Origin of the sequence: Corynebacterium sp. ACRQP, from assembly GCF_022345915.1 — a bacterium.
GTDB classification, from domain to species: Bacteria; Actinomycetota; Actinomycetes; order Mycobacteriales; family Mycobacteriaceae; genus Corynebacterium; species Corynebacterium lehmanniae.
Genome location: NZ_JAKRMZ010000015.1, coordinates 43,150 through 61,926 on the forward strand (window position 1 = coordinate 43,150; position 18,777 = coordinate 61,926).

General features: G+C 66.0%; 14 protein-coding genes and 1 tRNA gene. 12 read left to right on the forward strand and 3 right to left on the reverse strand.

Annotated elements, in window-relative coordinates; translation table 11 throughout:
• Positions 1-170: 170 nt before the first annotated feature.
• Entirely contained in the window at positions 171-2,597 is a 2,427-nt protein-coding gene (locus MHY23_RS07330) for a penicillin-binding protein (RefSeq protein ID WP_239307014.1), read from the forward strand.
• Here MHY23_RS07330 and MHY23_RS07335 read toward each other — a convergent pair.
• Positions 2,594-3,043, reverse strand: a complete 450-nt coding sequence (locus MHY23_RS07335) for a GatB/YqeY domain-containing protein (RefSeq protein WP_239307015.1) — start codon at positions 3,041-3,043, stop codon at positions 2,594-2,596. The two genes, MHY23_RS07330 and MHY23_RS07335, sit on opposite strands and share 4 nt — an antisense overlap.
• On the opposite strand from MHY23_RS07335, the gene MHY23_RS07340 reads away from it, so the two are divergent.
• The 3 genes from MHY23_RS07340 (at position 3,023) to MHY23_RS07350 (ending at position 5,173) form a co-directional block, all read left to right on the forward strand.
• Positions 3,023-3,964 carry a metallophosphoesterase gene (locus MHY23_RS07340; RefSeq protein ID WP_370645831.1) on the forward strand — a complete coding sequence of 314 codons (942 nt, stop codon included), beginning with the start codon at positions 3,023-3,025 and terminating at the stop codon, positions 3,962-3,964. The two genes, MHY23_RS07335 and MHY23_RS07340, sit on opposite strands and share 21 nt — an antisense overlap.
• Before the next feature lie 84 nt (positions 3,965-4,048).
• Positions 4,049-4,125, forward strand: a tRNA-Pro gene (locus MHY23_RS07345).
• Between the two features lie 229 nt (positions 4,126-4,354).
• A complete protein-coding gene (locus MHY23_RS07350) occupies positions 4,355-5,173 on the forward strand; it encodes a hypothetical protein (RefSeq protein WP_181890119.1) in 819 nt (272 codons plus the stop codon).
• A gap of 216 nt (positions 5,174-5,389) precedes the next feature.
• Here the strand turns inward: MHY23_RS07350 and MHY23_RS07355 are convergent, their stop codons facing one another.
• A complete protein-coding gene (locus MHY23_RS07355; RefSeq protein ID WP_239307017.1) occupies positions 5,390-8,620 on the reverse strand; it encodes an alkaline phosphatase in 3,231 nt (1,076 codons plus the stop codon).
• A 363-nt stretch (positions 8,621-8,983) separates the two neighbouring features.
• A complete protein-coding gene (locus MHY23_RS07360; RefSeq protein ID WP_239307018.1) occupies positions 8,984-10,369 on the reverse strand; it encodes a hypothetical protein in 1,386 nt (461 codons plus the stop codon).
• A 148-nt stretch (positions 10,370-10,517) separates the two neighbouring features.
• On the opposite strand from MHY23_RS07360, the gene MHY23_RS07365 reads away from it, so the two are divergent.
• From MHY23_RS07365 to MHY23_RS07400, 8 genes are all read left to right on the forward strand, one after another.
• On the forward strand, positions 10,518-13,427 hold the full coding sequence (locus MHY23_RS07365; protein WP_239307019.1) for a DUF4040 family protein: 2,910 nt from the start codon (positions 10,518-10,520) through the stop codon (positions 13,425-13,427).
• 3 nt (positions 13,428-13,430) lie between these two features.
• Positions 13,431-13,892, forward strand: a complete 462-nt coding sequence (locus MHY23_RS07370; protein ID WP_181890123.1) for a sodium:proton antiporter — start codon at positions 13,431-13,433, stop codon at positions 13,890-13,892.
• Positions 13,892-15,439 carry a monovalent cation/H+ antiporter subunit D family protein gene (locus MHY23_RS07375; RefSeq protein ID WP_239307020.1) on the forward strand — a complete coding sequence of 516 codons (1,548 nt, stop codon included), beginning with the start codon at positions 13,892-13,894 and terminating at the stop codon, positions 15,437-15,439. The genes MHY23_RS07370 and MHY23_RS07375 overlap by 1 nt, the downstream gene beginning before the upstream one ends.
• Positions 15,439-15,876 carry a monovalent cation/H+ antiporter subunit E gene (locus tag MHY23_RS07380; protein WP_239307021.1) on the forward strand — a complete coding sequence of 146 codons (438 nt, stop codon included), beginning with the start codon at positions 15,439-15,441 and terminating at the stop codon, positions 15,874-15,876. The genes MHY23_RS07375 and MHY23_RS07380 overlap by 1 nt, the downstream gene beginning before the upstream one ends.
• Positions 15,877-15,879: 3 nt before the next feature.
• Positions 15,880-16,146 (forward strand): cation:proton antiporter, encoded by a 267-nt coding sequence (locus tag MHY23_RS07385; RefSeq protein WP_181890126.1) that lies wholly within the window; start codon positions 15,880-15,882, stop codon positions 16,144-16,146.
• Positions 16,146-16,460 carry a Na+/H+ antiporter subunit G gene (locus MHY23_RS07390; RefSeq protein WP_239307022.1) on the forward strand — a complete coding sequence of 105 codons (315 nt, stop codon included), beginning with the start codon at positions 16,146-16,148 and terminating at the stop codon, positions 16,458-16,460. The genes MHY23_RS07385 and MHY23_RS07390 overlap by 1 nt, the downstream gene beginning before the upstream one ends.
• 7 nt (positions 16,461-16,467) lie before the next feature.
• Complete coding sequence (locus MHY23_RS07395; RefSeq protein ID WP_181890128.1) at positions 16,468-17,019, forward strand: RNA polymerase sigma factor; 552 nt, start codon at positions 16,468-16,470, stop codon at positions 17,017-17,019.
• Between the two features lie 80 nt (positions 17,020-17,099).
• Complete coding sequence (locus MHY23_RS07400; RefSeq protein ID WP_239307023.1) at positions 17,100-18,614, forward strand: hypothetical protein; 1,515 nt, start codon at positions 17,100-17,102, stop codon at positions 18,612-18,614.
• The last annotated feature ends 163 nt before the right edge of the window (positions 18,615-18,777 follow it).

Genomic DNA, 18,777 nt, shown 5'->3' on the forward strand with positions numbered 1-18,777 from the left:
CTCTACTCGTTCACCTGCGCCGTCTCCCCGGCGCAGTTTTATACATCCGACCGTATATCTGCGGTCCTATGTAAATGTAATCACACAAAAAAGAATTCTGTCGAATGGGTCACATTTTTGGGGGGTCTTTTATATTCCCGCGCGCGGGCCGAGTCATTTAAGGTAATGGCGTGTCCGCACTGAAATCCCTAGGAAGCCTGCTTGCCGCGCTCGTCGCGACGGCGCTGGCCATTGCCCTGTGCCTCGCCCCTCTCGCAGGCCTCGGCGGCGCCGCCGTCGCCCGCACCGACGAGACGATGCAGTCGAACCTCTCCGACCTCACTCACGGCGAAGTCCCCGGCGTCACCACAATTAACGACGCCAACGGCACCCCCATGGCCTGGATCTTCAAACAGCGCCGCTACGAGGTGGCCAGCGACGGGATCTCCCAGCACGTCAAGGACGCCCTGGTGGCCACGGAGGACCGCCGCTTCTACCAGCACGAGGGCGTGGACATGCAGGGCTTCGCCCGCGCGATGGTGACCAACGTGCTCGCCGGCGGGGTGGAGCAGGGCGCGTCCACGATCAACCAGCAGTACGTGAAGAACTACCTCTGGCTCATCGACGCGGAGAACGAGGACGAGGCCAACGCCGCCACCGAACAGTCCATCCCGCGCAAGCTGCGCGAGATGCGCATGGCCTCCGACCTAGACAAGACGCTGGAGAAAGACGAGGTGCTGACCAGGTACCTCAACCTCGTCTCCTTTGGCAACCACGCCTTCGGCATTGAGGCGGCGGCGCTGACCTACTTCGACGTCCCCGCCCGCGAGCTCGACCCGGCGCAAGCGGCGCTACTGGTGGGCATCCTGCAGTCCGTGGAAGCGCTCAACCCGTACACCAACCCGGAAGGCGCCACCCAGCGCCGCAACGTGGTTCTGAATAACATGGCAGCCCAGGGCTACCTGGACCAGGCGGAAGCGGACCGCCTGGCCGGCACCCCGCTGGGCCTCCTGGAGCAGCCGAAGACGCTGCCGCAGGGCTGCATCGCCGCCGGCGACAAGGGCTTCATGTGCGACTACGCCCTCCGCTACCTCGAGGACAAGGGGCTGGACACGGAGACCATCCTCAACGGCTCCTACACCATCACCACCACTCTGGACCCGGCGGTGCAGGAGGCGGCCAACAACGCGGTGCGCAACAACGTCAGCCCGTACACCCCGGGTGTGGCCGAGGTGATGGACATCGTCCGCCCCGGCGCGGATTCCCGCGACGTGTTGGCCATGGCGTCCTCGCGTTTCTACGGCCTGGACCTGGACCAGAGCCAGACCATCCTGCCGCAGCCGGCCTCCCTGGTTGGCGCCGGTGCGGGTTCGGTGTTCAAGATCTTCACCGCCGCCGCGGCGCTGGAGCAGGGCTACGGCTTGAACACGATGCTGGAGACGCCGGCGCGCTCGGTACTCTACGGCATGGGCGACGGCGGCGCGGCCAACTGCCCGCCGGGCGCGTACTGCGTCGAAAACGCCGGCACCTACGCCCCGCGCATGACGCTGCAGGACGCGCTGGCGCAGTCGCCGAACACCACCTTCGTGGAGTTGATCCAGAAAACCGGCGTGGCACCCGTCGTCGATTTGGCGGTGCGCCTGGGGCTGCGCTCGTACGCGGACGAGAACTCGTTCGGCGACGGCCGCTCCGTCGCCCAGGCGGCGAAGGAAGAGAACATGGGCGCGTTCACCCTGGGCCCCCTCGCCGTGAACGCGCTGGAGCTGTCCAACGTGGGTGCCACCTTGGCCTCTGGCGGGCGCTGGTGCGAGCCGAACCCGATCAAGGAAGTGCTGGACGAAAACGGCAAGCAGGTCTTCATCGACCGCCCCGCCTGCGAGCAGGCGGTCGAACCGGACATCGCCGGCGCGCTGTCCCAGGGCATGTCAAAGGACATTGTCGACGGCACCGCGTCCGCTTCCGCCCGCAACAACGGCTGGTCCGCCCCGACGGCCGCGAAGACGGGCACGACGGAGTCCCACCACTCCACCGCGTTTTTGGGCTTCACCCAGACCATGGCGGCCGCGCCGTACATCTACAACGACGGCACCCAGTCCACCCCGCTGTGCACCCAGCCGGTGCGCCAGTGCCAGTACGGCACACTGTTCGGCGGCAACGAAGCAGCCGACACCTGGTTCCAGGCGGCGGCCGGGGTGCCGGGTGCGGCCGCGGGCGGGCTGCCGCCTGCGAGCCCGGTGCACATGCGTGGAACGAAGCGCGGGGCGCTGGACGCGGTGGTCGGCCAGTACTCCTCCGCCGCGAAGTCTCAGCTTGAGGCGCAGGGCTACGCGGTCACACTGAACACGGTCAACGGCGCCGGCGCGCCGGCCGGCACGGTGGTCTCCGCGGTCCAGGACGGCCCGAACTCGACGGTGACGCTCAACGTCTCCGACGGCACCGGCGCCGCCAGCGCCAGCCCCTCCGCGCCCCCGAGCTCAGCGGCGGCCCCCTCGCCGTCCGCGCCGCCACAACCAAGCCCCGCTCCCCCGCCGGGCATCGAGGGCCTCGAGCAATCGCTCAACGACGCCCGCGACGCCATCGCCGACGTCTTCGGCGGCGGGGCCGGAAATGGCAACTAGCTCAGGCGCGCCTTGACGGCCTCGGAGAGGCGTTTGCCGTCGGCGCGGCCCTCGGCCTTCGCCGTGGCGGCCTTCATGACCTGCCCCATCTGGGCCATGGACTCGGCGCCGGTCTCGGCGATAGCTTCGTCGATAAGCTTGGCAAGCTCGTCGTCATCCAGCTGCTTCGGCTGGTACACCTCGAGGATCGAGGCCTCGGTGAGCTCGGCCTCGGCGAGGTCGTCGCGGCCGTTGGTTTTGTAGATGTCCGCGGACTCGCGGCGCTTCTTGATCTCGCGGGCGATGATCTTCTGAATCTCCGCGTCGTCCACCTCGTGCTTGGATCCTTCGGTCTCGGCGGTCTGGATCGCGGCCAGCAGCATGCGGATCGTGCCGGTGCGCTCCTTTTCCTTCGCCTTCATGGCTTCCTTGAGGTCTGCGCGGATCTGGTCTTTCAGTGCACTCATGCTTGCGAGATTACAGTGGTGCGGGTGAAGAAGTTGACGGGAATCGGAGCACTTTGCCTATCGACGGGCGCCGCCACGCTGACGTGGGGGTACACCCAACGCAACAATTTCCAGCTGCGCGAGTACACCCTGCCCCTGCTCGAGCCGGGGGTGTTGAAAGGTCGCGACGAGTTTAGGGTGCTGCACGTGTCCGACCTGCACATGATCCCGGGACAGAAACAGAAGGTGGAATTCGTCTCCAGCCTGGACGCGCTCGAGCCCGACCTGGTGGTCAACACCGGCGACAACTTGTCGGATGTCGGCGGGGTGCCGTGGGTGCTGGACGCGCTGGGCCCGCTGTTAAACCGCCCGGGCGCATTCGTGTTCGGCACCAACGACTACTGGGCGCCGCGGCCGGTGAACCCCCTGAAGTACCTGACCGGGGCGAAGCGCGAGCCGTCGTATGAGGACCTGCCGTGGGAGGGGATGCGCGCCGCGTTTGTGGAGCGCGGCTGGCAAGACGCCACCCACGCCCGTCTGGAGTTCAAGGCCTCCGGCGTGCGCCTGGCGCTGGCGGGCGTGGACGACCCGCACCACGAGCTGGACCGGTATGCCGAAATCGCCGGGGCGCCGAATGAGGACGCCGATCTGTCTATCGGCCTGCTGCACGCGCCGTACCGCCGGGTGCTGGACGCGTTCGAGGCCGACGGCTACCAGCTCGCGCTGGCCGGCCACACCCACGGCGGGCAGATCTGCCTGCCCGGCGAGCGCGCCATTGTGACAAACGCGGACATCGACCGCGAGCGCGCCTCCGGGCTGCACAAGTACGGCAAGATGTGGATGGAAGTCTCCAACGGCCTGGGCCAATCCAAGTACGCGCCGGTGCGCCTGTTCTGCCCGCCGTCCGCGAGCCTGATCCGGGTGGTGGAGCGCGGAGAATAGGCCTTGCCACCTGGCGTTTTGGCGTGACGCCGGGCCGGGGGTAATGTGTTTCCAGTACCGCGGGCGAGAGCCTGAAGATACAACCGGGATATGGCGCAGCTTGGTAGCGCGCTTCGTTCGGGACGAAGAGGTCGCAGGTTCAAATCCTGTTATCCCGACCACGTACAACCCGCCTTTCGAGGCGGGTTTTCGCATTTGCCGCGCCCTTGCTCCGAGAATCCTGACAGATCACGGCAGCCGTTTGCTCCGACCTGGGGCGATGGGATCCGCCTGACAGATTCAGCCGCGAAGAGTCGGGGTCCCTGCCCCTTAACGCTCTCGCAACATGGCCCCCATCACGCTGGTGCACGTACCGCTTCGAGTACACACCTACCCCTCAAGGAGGCCTACATGAAACGCATCATCACCAGCGCCGCCGCCTGCGCGATCGCTCTCGGCACCGTCGCCGCCCCGGCCCACGCCGCCACCGTCGGCGAGAAGGACGCGGACGGCAACTGCGCCGTCACCCTCACTGACATGGAGAAGGAGTTCATCATGGACACCTTCGACGAGTCCAAGCAGATCGGCGAGCACGAGCGCGCCCGCGATGTCGTCGCCGCTGTGGAGACGGTCTACCCGGGCGTCATGGCCGCCAACGAGTCCGACCTCAAGGGCGAGGCGCCGGACTACTCCACGATCCTGCCGGCTGACCTGGTCAAGCCCTACACCGAGGCGCTGCGGACCCTCGACGAGACCGAGCCGACCACCGCCACCACCCTCGAGGACGTGGACACCGACGCGTGGACAGTCGGTCCGTCCACCGCGCCGATGGCCGAGGCCCCGTTCACCGCGGGCACCGAGCTCTACGAGGCATGGTCCGCCACCCCCAGCGGCATGCTCTCCATGAACCAGCAGCTTATCGACGTAGCTAACGCCTCAGCCGCCACCTCCTGCGCCAAGGGCGACGCGAAGGAAATGGACTACCCCACCGGCCCCATCGCCCTGGATAAGACTAAGCCGGGCAAGGACAAGCCGGGCAAGGAAGGCATGGACAAGGACAAGCCGGGCGACATGGGTTCGTCCGACAAGGACAAGGACGGCAAGGACTCCCCGAACGTCGCCGCCATCGTCGGCGGCGTGATCGCTGCCCTGCTGGCGCTGGCAGGCATCGCGGCAGCGCTGCCGATGCTGGGCATTCATGTGCCTGGCATGAACATGCCGCGCATGTAGCCCCGCCTAGACACGCAACCAGACCTCAAGCAGGCGGCCACCACAAAACCCCAGGTCGTGAGTCCCACTGAGGTCTGGTTTCCCGCTGAGGTCTGGCTACGCCCTCGTAACCAGACCTCGAGCGGACGGCACCGAGCAAAGAAGAACGGCCCGGAGACGCGAAACGCCCCGCCCTCGGTGCTGAACCGGGGACGGGACGTGACGGGCTAGAAATATTTAACGCTTCGCGATCGGGCCAAGAACCTCATCGACCGGGAACGGGAAGAGCAGCGCCAGCAGCGAGAGCAGGCCCACGATGCCGGAGATTGCCAGAACGGCGATCAGGCCGACGTTGGAGAGCGAGGAGCCCTCGGAGTTCTGGGAAGGCTGCTCGGCCGGGGCTGTCTCAACCGGCTTCATCTTGTTCTCGAAGGTGAGGCCGTGGTTGATGCTCTCGATGCCGAGGGCGTTGTTGACCAGGAAGAACAGGTCGGTCTGGTCGATCTGGCCGGTGACGTTGGCGGCACCCGGGCCGGACGCTGCCACGCGCAGCTGCGCACCGGTGTGCTGCTGGCCGCCGAGTGCTTCTTCGTCCTCGTTGGTCTTCGAGGTGGCGAAGTTCACGGCCATGGTGGAGCCTTCGACGGTGGTCAGCTGGGTGACGCGGCCGGCGGTGTTGGCATTGTCGTAGGTGATCTGCGCGGTGTGGGCGTGGTCGGCGGTGGCGACGATGAGGGTCTCCTCGCCAGTCTCCTCGACCCACTTCTGCACGGCCTGGACGGCCTCGTCGAGCTGACCGACCTCACCGATCAGGCCGCAGGCGTCCGCCTGGTGGTCGGCCTTGTCCGGGGACGCGGACTCGACCTGGAGCAGGAATCCGTTGTCGTTCTGCAGCAGCTCGAGCGCCTTGGAGGTCATCGCGCCCAGGCGCGGGGTCTCCTCGGTGAACTCCGGGTTCGCCACACAGGTCGCCGGCTGCAGGTCGCCGCCGTCAGTCGTCGGGATGGACTGGTTGAGCACGCGCGGCATGTTGCCCTCGGAGAACAGGCCCAGCACCGGCTTGTCGGAGTTGGCCTCGGCGATGGCGTCAAGCTCGGACGCGTTGGTCACCACCTGGTAGCCGTTGTCCTTCGCGTTGTCCAACACCGACTTGCCGGCGGTCCAGGTATTGCCGCTGGCGTTCCACTTGCCGCCCTGAACGACCTCGGTGTCGAAGTACTTGCTGCCGCCGCCGAGGGTGACGTCGGCGCGCAGGTCCACGATCTGCTCCGAGATGGAGCCCAAGCCGCCGTTTTCACGCAGCTGCTCGCCCTTGGCCACCTTCTTGTCGCCGGACGGTGCGTAGTAGGAGCGGTCGAGCGCGTGCGCGGCGAAGGCAGCCGGGGTAGCGTCCTGGATCTCGGCGGTGGAGACGTTGCCGATCTTCATCCCGCGGGCCTTGGCCAGCTCACCCATGGTGGCGACCGGCTTACCGGCGTTGTCCACACCGATGGCGCCGTTGTAGGTCTTCACGCCGGAGTTCCACGCGGTGCCGGTGGCGGCGGAGTCTGCCACGTAGTTGGGCAGGCCGGTTTCCTTATCCAGGGAGAAAGTGGTCAGGTACCCGGTGTAGTCCAGGTTGTCCAGGCCCTCGAAGCGGCCGGCGGAGCCCTTCAGGTAGTTGCGGGCTGCGGTGATCTCGGAGTCGCCGGTGCCGTCGCCGATCAGGACCACGACGTTCTTCGCCTTGGCGTTGTCGATGCCCTGGCCCTCGGTGCCAAACTGGGCGCAGTCGCCCACCTTCGGAGCTTCGCCGGCGGCGACGAGGTAGCACAGCTCGTCGCCCGACTTGGCCTTCGACCGGTTGGCCAGGGATACGACCTTGTTGTCCTTATTGATCTTCCACGGCTTCTGGCCGCCGTCGGTGCCGCCGTTGAGGCCGAGCGCGTTGGCCATGACGTAGAACGCGTCGGTCTGGTCGATCTGGCCGTTGACGTTCTCGGAGCCCGGGCCGTAGCCGGCGATGCGTACCTGGGTGCCAGTGTGCATCATGGAGAAGTTCGGGGTGTCGAACGGGTCGCCGTTTGCCTTCTTGTCAAAGACCGGGTTGCCCTCCTCATCCAGCCACGGCTGGGTGCCGAAACCGACGGACATGACCGCACCGCCGTCCTTCGGGGACTGCAGGCGGGTCACGGCGGACACAGACGGGCGGCCGTCCGGAATGATCTCGGCGGTGTGCGCGTGGTCGGCGGTGACCACGATCAGGGTGTCCTTGTCCTTCTTGGCAAAGTCCAGGGCTTCCTTGATCACTTCGTCGATCTGATCGGTCTCGCCGATCATTCCGCAGGCGTCGGCCGCGTGGTCCGCCTTGTCGATGGATGCGGATTCGACCTGCAGGAAGAAGCCCTTGTCCGCCGACGGGTCGTCGAGAAGCTCGATGGCCTTCTTCGTCATTTCAGCTGCGGACGGCTCGTCGCCGCGATCCGCTTCCTTGCAGACCTCGGGCTCGGTGGTGCCATCGGACTTCACCGGCACGGTCTGCTCAAACTTGCGGGTCATGTTTTTGTCGTGGAACAGACCGAGCACCGGCTGGTCCTGGTTTGCGACGGTGATGCCCTCGAGGCCCTGCTTGTCGTCGACAACCTGGTAGCCCTTGGCAATCGCATTCTCACGGACCGACTTGCCGGCCTCCCAGTCGGCGCCGCCGTCGTTCTTTTCGGTCAGGAACGGGTTGCGGTTCTCGCCGCCCTCAAGCACCTCAGCGTCGAAGTACTTGCGGCCGCCGCCCAGGGTGACGTCGGCGCGGGTATCGATGATCTGCTCGGAGATGGAGCCGAGACCGCCGTTTTCACGAGCTTCAGCACCCTTGACCGGCTTCGCCTCGCCGGACGGTGCGTAGTAGCCGCGCTTGGAAATGTGCGAGTGCATCGCGCCCGGAGTCGCATCCTGGATCTCCGCGGTGGAGACGTTGCCGGTGCGCATGCCGGCGTTCTTGGCCATCTCCAAGAGGTTCTCGTGCGGCTTGCCCGTAATGTCCACGGACAGCGCGCCGTTGTAGGTCTTTCCGCCCGTGGACCAGCCGGTCGCGGACGCGGCGGAGTCGGTCACGTACTGGCGCTTGCCGTCCTTGCCCACGGCGAAGGTGGTGTACGCGCCGGACGCGGTGAGCTCGTCGAGGCCCTCGAAGCGGCCGTTCGCGCCCTTGAGGTAGTTGCGCGCCGCGGTGATCTCCTGGTGGCCCATGCCGTCGCCCAGGATGAAGATGACGTTACGGGCCTGAGCGTCGGAGTTGCCCTGGCCACCCTTGCCAAACTGGGTGCAGTCGCCCGGCAGCGGCGCGACGACGTTGCCTTCGGAATCAATGGTGATGCAGGTGTCCTTGCCGTTGAACGCCTGCTCCGCGGACTGAGCGAGAGAAACCGGCAGGTTCGCCAGTGCCAGCGCGGAGACGCTGACGACAGCTGCCACTGCCTTGGAGGAGAAACGCATAAGACTTCCTTGAGGTAAGAGGGATGGTTTTTGTAACCACGGCGCAATCTACTCTCAGGTTGCGTACAGGAGGCTACATTCAGGTTAATTTCAGGTTACGTCCGCATCATCGCAGCTCCCGGGCCCTATATGTGCTGTAGGTAAGTGAAATCGGTGTTCAATTAGCGGCGCTTTTTCATCACGAGGGGTTTAACTACTCCCCCAGCAACCGGACCTTCAATGCAAAAAACGGCCCCCGGATCGCTCCGGGAGCCGTCTTTTTTCGCGCGGGCTAGCGCGGGTGTCACCACGTCCCAATAGAGAGGTGACAGATAACATCACATTTTAGGGATCGGAGAAACTGCTGTCTACCTAAGCGTTTGCTTAACGACGACCCCGTGCCCCAACCAGGCCCGCCACCGCAAGCAGGGCGGACAGCAGCACCGCCGAGACGATGCCGCGGTAGTCGCCGCCGTTGCCGCCCGCCGAAACAGCGGTGGACACCCAGTGCATCGGCGCTGCTTGCGACAACGCCACCCACACAGAGTCGACCTGCGCGGTGGTCGCGGTGCGCCACACCCAGCCGACGAGCCCGGTCTGCACAAGCGCAAGCACGCCGGCTGAGCCAAGACCAACCCCAGCGCCGAACGCTCGACTTAACACGGAAGCCAGGCCCGCGCTGGCGAGCGTGCCCAGCAGCAGGCCTATAAACGCCACCCCGTATTCCTGCACACCAAACCCGGATCCGATCACCCCGGCCAAGATGGTGCCCGCGGCGGCCAAAACCACGGAACCGGCGCTCAGGATCCACCAGCGCCCGCGGGATGCGAACCACGCCGCCGCCAGTGCGGTGCCGCCGAGTACGGCCATCGCCGCGAGCAGCATCGCCGCCACCGGCGCAAGGGTCGGGCCGACCGGCTCAGCCCCGGCAGCACCCGGCGCGACTGCCGGCACCGGCAGGGCCGCGCGCACCGCGCCAACCTTGTCGGCGTTCATGCCCGCCATCTGGTTGATCTTTTCCACGCCGGCGACCAACTCGTCGATGCCGCCGGTGGCCTGCCCGGTCTGCGTCTGCAGCTCACGCAGGCCCGCGGCCAGCTCGGCGGAGCCGTTCGTGGCTGTATATATACCGTCGTGGTAGCCGTAGCCCGGTACGGCGAGTTGGTTGGCCAGGTCGCGGGAGCCGTCGCGAAGCTGGTTCATCTTCGCCACCACGTCCGGCGGCAGCTGGGCGGTCTCTGCCTGGGCCCGCAGGTCCTTCAGCGACTCGCGCGCCTTGACCGCCTCCGGGTCCTTTGCGCCCTTGAGTTCCTCCAGGGAACGGTCGATCGCGCCGACCACCTGGCCGCGCACCGCCTCAAACCCGGACACCTGGCCGACTACCTCGCCGATGGAATCTGCCAACTGCGTCGCCCCGGCACCGAGCTGGCCGGTGCCGGCCTGGAGTTCGACCATGCCGTCGGCGAGTTGCTGGGATCCGGACTGGGCGGCGGCGAGGGCGTCGATAAGCTGCTGAGTTTGCCCCTGCGCCTCGCCGATGCCCGCGGCGAGCTGGCCCGCGCCCTCCTTGAGTACCTTCGCCTGCTGCCCGGCCTCACCGGCCGCGCGGCGCGCATCCCCCAAGTTGTCGGGGCCGACCTGCGGGGCGCCCGAAACCTCAGCATCGCGCCCCGCGTTCGCCCATGTGTCGGCCGGATTCATGGGCAAAAACACCCCGACAACCAGCGCCAGAAGCGCACACACCAACCGCCACGCGTTGCCCGATTTCATGGCATTGTTCTTAGCACTCGCGCCCGACTTGCTGCGGGAGGCGCACCGCCAGCCCATCGCCCGAACTGCGCACCGTTAGAACCGTGTCGGCAGCCTTGATACTGTCGTAAGGGTTCTTGCCAAAACCATGGAATGAAATGGGTTCACCATGACACTTCCCCTTGTCATCGGGCTCGTCGCAGCGACGGTGGTGCTCTCACCGATCCTCGTGCGAGTCATGGACAAGAAGGCCGGGTACCCGCTCGCGGCGATCCTCTTCGCCGCCGCGGCCGTGCTCGGCTCCAAGTTCACAGAAGTCTCCCGCGGAACGGACCTCGAATGGTCCAAGGAGTGGGCGCACGACGTGATGGGCACGGGCACCTCCGTGGACTTCGCGCTGCGCGCAGACGGGCTGGGCATCTTCTTCGCGCTGCTGGCGCTGGTCATCGGCGGCGTGGTCTTTTTGTACTCCGCCGCGTACCTGCCCGAGCGCGACGGCAACACCAGCTTCTACACCATCATGACGGCGTTTACCCTGTCGGTGCTGCTGCTTGTGCTTGCGGACGATGCCGTGCTGCTGTTCATCGCCTGGGAGCTCGTCTCCATCGCGTCGTTCCTGCTCATCGCACGCTCCGGCTCCTCCGGTGAGGCCGGGTCCTACCGCACCCTGATCCTCACCTTCTTCGGCGGCCTGACGCTACTGGCTGGCCTGGCCGTGGCCTCCGCGCAGACCGGCACGACGCGCCTGCAGGACATCCTCGCTGCCGACATTTGGGGAGACAACCGCGTCACCGTCGTGGTCGCGCTGCTCATCGCGTTTTCCGCGTTCACCAAGGCCGCGCAGTTCCCCTTCCACTTCTGGCTGCCCGAGGCCATGGCCGCCGCCACACCGGTGTCCGCGTTCCTGCACGCCGCGGCCGTGGTCAAGGCCGGCATCTACCTGCTGGTGCGCTTTTCCACCATCTTCTCCGACGTCGCCGCGTGGAACTACCTGCTGGTCATCGCCGGCCTGTTCACCGCGTTAATGTCCGCGTTGTTCGCCATTACCAAGACGGACTTGAAGCACCTCACGGCGTACTCCACCGTGTCCCACCTGGGTTGGATCGTCGCCGCGATCGGCATCGGCACCCCGGTCGCCCTAGCCGCGGCGTTGACTCACACGCTGGCGCACGCGCTGTTTAAGTCCTCGCTGTTCATGCTCATCGGCGTGGTGGACCACGAGGCCGGCTCGCGCGACATACGCCGCCTAGGCCCGATCTACAACAAGATGCCGTTCACGTTCGCCTCCACCGTCGTCGCCGCCGCATCCATGGCCGCGGTACCGCCGCTGTTCGGCTTCGTGTCCAAGGAATCCATCCTGGATGCCTTCCACGAATCCTCCTACGGCGCGCTCCTGCTCACGGTGGCAGGCATCGCCGCGTTCCTCACCTTCGTGTACTCGGCGAAGATCGTCTTCGGTGCATTTATCGACGGACCAAAGGACCTCCCCGACGTCCACGAAGCCCCCACCGCCCTCTGGCTGCCCGCCGCGCTGCCGGGTCTGACCTCCGCGGTCCTGCCGTTTGTGCTGTTCTGGGTGGACAACCCCGTCTCCGCAGGCGTACGCGCTGTGACGGGCGACGACAGCTTCGCCACCCACCTCGCCCTCTGGCACGGCGTGACCCCGCCATTCCTTGTGTCCCTGGCAGTTTTGGTCGCCGGCGTGGTGTTCGTGGTGTTCTTCCGCAAGCGCGTCTTCGCCGCGCTGGAGAACAAGGACCTCCTGCCCGCGGACGGCACCGAGGTGCTGGCCTGGACCACCCGCGGCCTTTCCGATTTTGGCAAGCAGCTCGGCTCGCTGGCCGACGGCTTCAACCCGTCGCGCCACCTCTTCCCCCTGCTGGCCTCCGTCACCGCGATGGGCCTGTGCGTGATCGTGCTCACCGATGGTATCGATGGCGTCACCCCGGCCCCGCGCGCCGAAGGCCTGGACGTGTGGTGGGACCTCATCCCATTCGCCATCATCGCGATGTCCGTGCTGGGCATGGTGTTCACCCGCTCCCGTCTCGCCTCCGCTGTGCTGCTCGGCACCGTCGGCGTGGGCATGACCCTGCAGATGTTCCTGCTGGGCGCCCCGGACGTGGCCATGACGCAGTTCCTGGTCGAGTCGCTGACCGTGGTGGTCATCCTGGTGGTGCTTCGCTACCAGCCGCGGATGTTCCCGGAGACGAAGGCCCGTCGCAAGGCATTTGCCTCCATCTTCGCCCTGCTCGCAGGCGTGGTCACCTTCTTCGGCGTCTACGGCCTGACCGGACGCCGCGGCCGCTCGGAGCTCGCCGAGTGGTACCTCACCCAAGGCGGCGAGGCCACCGGCGCCGACAACATCGTCGCCGTGATCATCGTGGAATTCCGTGGCTTCGATACCCTGGGCGAGCTGTCCGTGCTCGGCATGGCCGCCGTGGTCATCGCCGCGGTGGTCAGCTCCATGCCGCGCCACATGTTCGAGGCCGGCACCCGCCCGCGCCCGTTCGGCCAGTCCCAGCTCAACTCCATCCCGCTGCGCAAGGCCGCGGCCCTGGTCGCGCCGGTGCTGGTGGTGCTGTCCGTGCTGATCTTCTTCCGCGGCCACACCGCCCCCGGCGGTGGCTTCGTCGCCGCGCTGGTCATGGCCACGGCGTTCGCCCTCAACTACCTGTCCCGCGGCGCCGACGCGGACGTGGTGAAGAACTTCACCCCGATCCGCCTGACCGGCTGGGGCATCATCATCGCCATTTCCTCCGGCTTCCTCGGCTTCATCGAGGGCGGGTTCATGTACGCCATCCACGGCGAGATCGCTGGCGAGCACATGACCACCTCGCTGATCTTCGACTTCGGCATCTACCTAGCCGTGCTCGGCATGGTCACCGCCGCGATCAACGCGCTCGGCGGCTACCTGCGCCCCGGCATGGACCTGTCGGACCTGGACTACTCGCGCGACGAAGAAGACAACCCGCTGCCGAGTATCCCGGCCCCGCTGGCGCCCGAAAACCCCGTGGACGCGCACCCGGAGCCGATCAACCCGGCGCACGACCCGCAACCGGTTATCACGAAGGAGCACTAACCCATGGTCATGGCACTTACCATCGCAGTCTTGGTCGCGGGATCCGTGTACCTGGTTCTCCAGCGCGGCCTCGTGCGGGTGATCTTCGGCATGTCCCTGTTCGGCCACGCCACCAACCTCACCCTGCTCGCCACAGGCGTCGGCGCATGGCGCGGGGAAGCCTTCCCGTCGCGTGTGCCGTTCGAGGACATGGCGGATCCACTGCCCCAGGCATTCGTGCTCACCGCCGTCGTGATCGCGATGGCCACCACGACGATCCTGCTGATGCTGTCCGCGCTGGGGCGTAACGACGACACCGCGGAGCAGCCCACCGGCACCGACGCCGGCTACTCCAAGATGCGGCTGAGCCCCTCGGCCCTGTCCACCGCCGGCCGCAACGCCCGGCTAAACCAGAAGAAGCTGGAGGAGATCCGCGCACGCGAGATCAGCCACGTTGACAACGAAAGCCTGAGGGTGACCGACTAATGGCCGTAGACGCAATCCTGCCCGTATTTGTGGCGCTACCGCTGATCGTCTCCGCGGTCACGGCCCTCAGCCCCTGGAAGTGGCTCAACGACGCGCTGGCGATCGTCATCCCCGCCATCAACTTAGGTATGGGCGTGTGGTTCTACGGCTACACGCGCGACCACGGCACTATCAGCCACGTCATCGGCCTGTACCAGGGCGGCGTGGGCATCTCGTTCGCCGCCGACACGTTCTCCGCCGTGATGATCGTGACCACCATGATCGTGGCACTGATGTCCAACTGGTTCGCCATCGTCGTCGGCGAAACCCAGTCCCGGTTCTACGTGCCCCTGTCGCTGGTGCTCATCACCGGCGTCTCCGGCGCGCTGCTCACCGCCGATCTGTTCAACTTCTTCGTCATGATCGAGGTGTGCCTGCTGCCGTCCTACGGCCTGATCGCCATGACGGGCACCCGCCACCGCCTGCTGTCCGCGCGCATGTTCGTGCTGGTCAACCTGGCGGCGTCGACAATGCTCGTGCTCGGCGTGGGCTACCTCTACGCCGTCACCGGGGCGGTGAACCTCGCCTCCCTGCAGGGCGTGGCCGCAGGCAACGGGCCTGCCACGGTGGCCACCGGCATCGTCGTCATCGCCATCGCCACGAAGGCCGGCGTGTTCCCCGTCTACACCTGGCTGCCGCGCACCTACCCGTCCACCTCCGCGGCCGTGATGGGCCTGTTCTCCGGCCTGCACACCAAGGTGGCCGTGTACATGCTCTTCCGCATCTGGGTGATCATGTTCGACATGGACCCGCGTTGGAACACGCTGCTCATCGTGGTCATGGTCATCTCCATGATCATCGGTGGCTTCGCCGGCCTGGCCGAGGCCACCATGCGTCGCGTGCTGGCCTACCAGATGGTCAACGGCATGCCGTTCATCCTGATCATGCTGGCCTTTACTAACGACGACGCACGCTACGCCCTCGCCGCCGGCCTGCTCTACACCCTGCACCACATGATCACCATCGCGGCACTCGTGCTGAACTCCGGCGCGATCGAGGAGACCTACGGCACCGGCACCATGGCGAAACTGTCCGGCATCGCCCGCCGCGACCCGTGGACGTCCGCCGTATTCGTCGCCGGCGCGTTTTCTATCGTGGGTTTCCCGCCGTTTTCCGGCATCTTCGGCAAGGTCACCGTCGTGCTGGCGGCCGCCTCCGCCGGGGACTGGCGCTCCTGGGTGGCCATCACCGCCATCATCATCGCCTCCTTCGGCGCGCTGCTGTCCATGATGCGCATGTGGCAGCGCGTGTTCTGGGGCAGGCCGATGCAGAACTACCCCGAGGCGCTCAACGTCCGCGCCAGCTTCATGCTGCCGTCCGCGGTGCTGATGGTGATGTCGCTGTGCATGTTCATCTTTGCCGGCCACATGTGGGACATCACCACCAACGCCGTCGACGACCTGCTCGACGTTGACGCCTACACCACCGCCGTGCTCGGCGACGACCCCATCGGCGTCCCCGCACCCGGCGACACCTTCGGCGCCGAAACCAATGGAGGCGAGAACTAATGCGAGGCTTCTTCCACGGCGTGAAGTACGCCGTCTGGCTTGCCAAAGAAATCTTCGTGGCCGGCTTCGATGCCGTCGCCAAGGCGTTCAACCCGGCGGCGAAGTTCGACCCCATCGTCATCTACTACCCGCTGCGCGTGAACACGGACTGGGACGTGTTCTGGTTTTCCACCTCCATCACCGCAACGCCTGGCACGCTGTCCATGGGGCTGCGCCACCCCGTCACCGACAACGGGCCGATCACCCTGCTGGTGCAGGCCGCGTTCGGCTCCGACCCGGAAGATGTCATCGCGGGCTTGGTGGATATGGAGGAACACCTTCGGCCGTCGCTAAGCAAGAGCCCCATCGACCCGAAAACCGTCGCCTGGGAGCCCTACGTCGACCACGGCCCGGACACAAACGGCGACAACGTGCCGCCGGCCGAAAGGATGGATTAAGCCATGTTCACCACCATCATGCAGATCTGCCTGATCATCATGGCCGTCAGCCTGCTCATCGCGCTCGGCGCCGTGATCCTGACCAAAGACGAACTCTCCCGCGCCGTGATGGCAGACGTGATCTTCTACTCCATGATCGCCATCTTCCTCGTGTGGACGCTGTTCAATTCGTCTGCCATCGCGTACGAGATCCCGCTGCTCGCCGGCCTGGTGTGCGGCGTGATCCCGACGATCTCCATGGCCCGCATCATCTCGAGAGGACGCCGCTAATGACCATCGCCGAAATCATCGTCGCCGTGCTGGTTGTCGTGGCCACCATCTGCGTGGTCGCCACCACCATCCTGCAGCTGCGCGCCCCCGACGCCCTGACGCGCGTGAACCTGCTCGGCCCCCTGGTGGTAGTGGCCTTCCCCATCCTCATCGTGGCCAAACTCATCCACTCCTGGACCACCACCGGCTTCGACCTCAACGACTTCATCCGCGCCATTTTGGCCATCGCCGCGGTGTGGATCGTCGGCTCCGTCGCGTCGTTCGTCATGGGCCGCTCCCTGTACGGCGTCACCGTCTCGGACAAAACTACCTAATGGGCTTGTGAGCACTAGCGACGACGCGTACGTCACGGACCTGGCACTGCGCGCCGGCCGTGGCGACAAACACGCGCTCACCGAATTCATCCGGCTCACCCAAAACGACGTGTGGCGCCTACTCGCCCACCTCGCCGGACCCCAACACGCCGACGACCTCACACAAGAGACCTACCTGCGCGTCCTCGGGTCGCTTCCGCGCTTCCAAGCCCGCTCCACCGCGCGCACCTGGCTGCTGTCGCTCGCGCGCCGCGCCTGGGTGGACTCCGTGCGCCACGACATGGCCCGACCCCGCAAATCGGCGGCCGAATACGAAGACGTCGCCGCCGCCAACCCCAGCCCCGACAACCCCAACACCTGGGGCGACGTCATCGACGCACGCTCGCTTCTCGACGAGCTACCGCCCGAACGCCGCGAAGCCCTCGTACTCACGCAAGTGATGGGCTACACCTACGAAGAAGCCGCCCGCATCGTCGGCGTACGCGTCGGCACCATCCGCTCCCGGGTGGCCCGCGCCCGGCGGGATCTGGTGGCGGGCACGGCCGAAGGATCGTCGTAAAGCGCATGCAAAGGTGCCAACCGGGAGAAATTCGCATAAGTTTGTAAAAGGTTTTGCTAAACAACTCCCGGAGTTTTTTCATGCTGAAAAACGCACTACTAATTTCATTCGCCTTCATCGGCACCGTCGTCGGCGCAGGCTTCGCCTCCGGCCAGGAAGCGATGCTGTACTTCTCCGCCTTCGGCACCCAAGGCATCTGGGGCGCAGTCTTAGGCTCCGCGCTGATGCTCATCGCCGGCGTGACCATCCTGCAGCTCGGCTCCTTCTTCCAAGCCAAAGAGCACATGGAAGTCCTCGGCTCCATCTCCTCGAAGGTGATGGGCTGGATCCTGGACATCGCCACCATTGTCACCCTGTTCTCCATCGGCTTTGTCATGTTCGCCGGTGCCGGCGCCAACCTGAACCAGCAATTCGGCATCCCAGTGTGGATCGGCGCGGTGCTCATGCTCGCCGCCACCATCGGCTTCGGCATGCTGGATGTGGACAAGGTCACCGGCGCCATCGGCGCGCTCACCCCGTTTTTGCTGATCTTTGTCATCTTCGGCTGCGGCTGGACCCTGGTGAACGCCCACCCGGACTGGGACGCGCTGAACGCCGCGGCGGCGCAGGTGGATACCTCCCTGCCCAACTGGTGGATCTCCGCGCTGAACTACACCGGCCTGAACGTCATGTGCGTGGTGTCCATGGCGCTGGTCATCGGCGGCAACCAGCTGGACACCCGCGCAGCCGGCCTCGGCGGGCTGTTCGGCGGCATCGGCTACCTGGTCATGCTCATGCTTTTGGCGCTGGCGCTGCTGGTCAAGATCGAGACCGTCGAGGGCCAGGACATGCCGCTTCTGACCCTGATCAGCGACATCAACCCGACCATGGGGCTGATCATGTCCCTGGTCATCTTCGGCATGATCTTCGCCACCTGCCTAGGCATGTTCTTCGCCCTGGGCAAGCGCCTCGCCCGCGGCCGTGAAGACAAGTTCCGCATCATCTTCATCTCTGCCTGCCTGATCGGCTTCGTGCTGTCGTTCGTGGGCTTCCAGCAGCTCGTCTCCACCGTCTACCCGATCCTGGGCTACCTGGGCCTGCTGCTCATCCTCGTGATGACCATCGCGTGGGTCCGCGGCATCCCCAAGCTGCGCAAGGAGGGCGACCGCCGCCGCCGCGCGCTTGAGCTGACCCGCAAGAAGATGGACCCGGCCGAGCGCTTCACCAAAAACGACGAGCGCGAGCTCGAGTACATCACCTCCAAGTCCAACGTGGACGCCGAGGAACTGTCCGAGGCCCTCGAGGAAGAGGTCGCCCAGGAGCTGCTCGACGACGAGGAGAGCGAGTTCGAAGAGGAAGACCGCGAGAATCCCTCCGAAGTCGTCTACGTCTCCTACACCGACCCCGTCTCCGCCGACGAGTACGCGGCCAACCCCGACGAGCCGTGGAACGACCACACCGTCGACGACATGATCGCCGCCGAAGAGGCCGAGGAGGCGGCAGCCGGCCCGGACAACAGCCTGGGCGGCGACACCAGCGAGGAGGAAGACGCTGCGGAGGAAACCGGCGGCTCCACCGCTGTTTCCGCGAAGGACAACGGCTCCACCAAGCTGTAGCGCGCAGACGCTTTAAGCCCCACCGACAATTCCCGGCGGAATCCCTTAGTGCCAGAGTGGTTGTGAACGACGTACCGTAGGAGGTTTTGTTCATGACCGATTCACAGTTGCCTCAGTTGGTGCCGTCGTCGTTGACGTCGCCACCGTCCGTTGATGCCCCGGT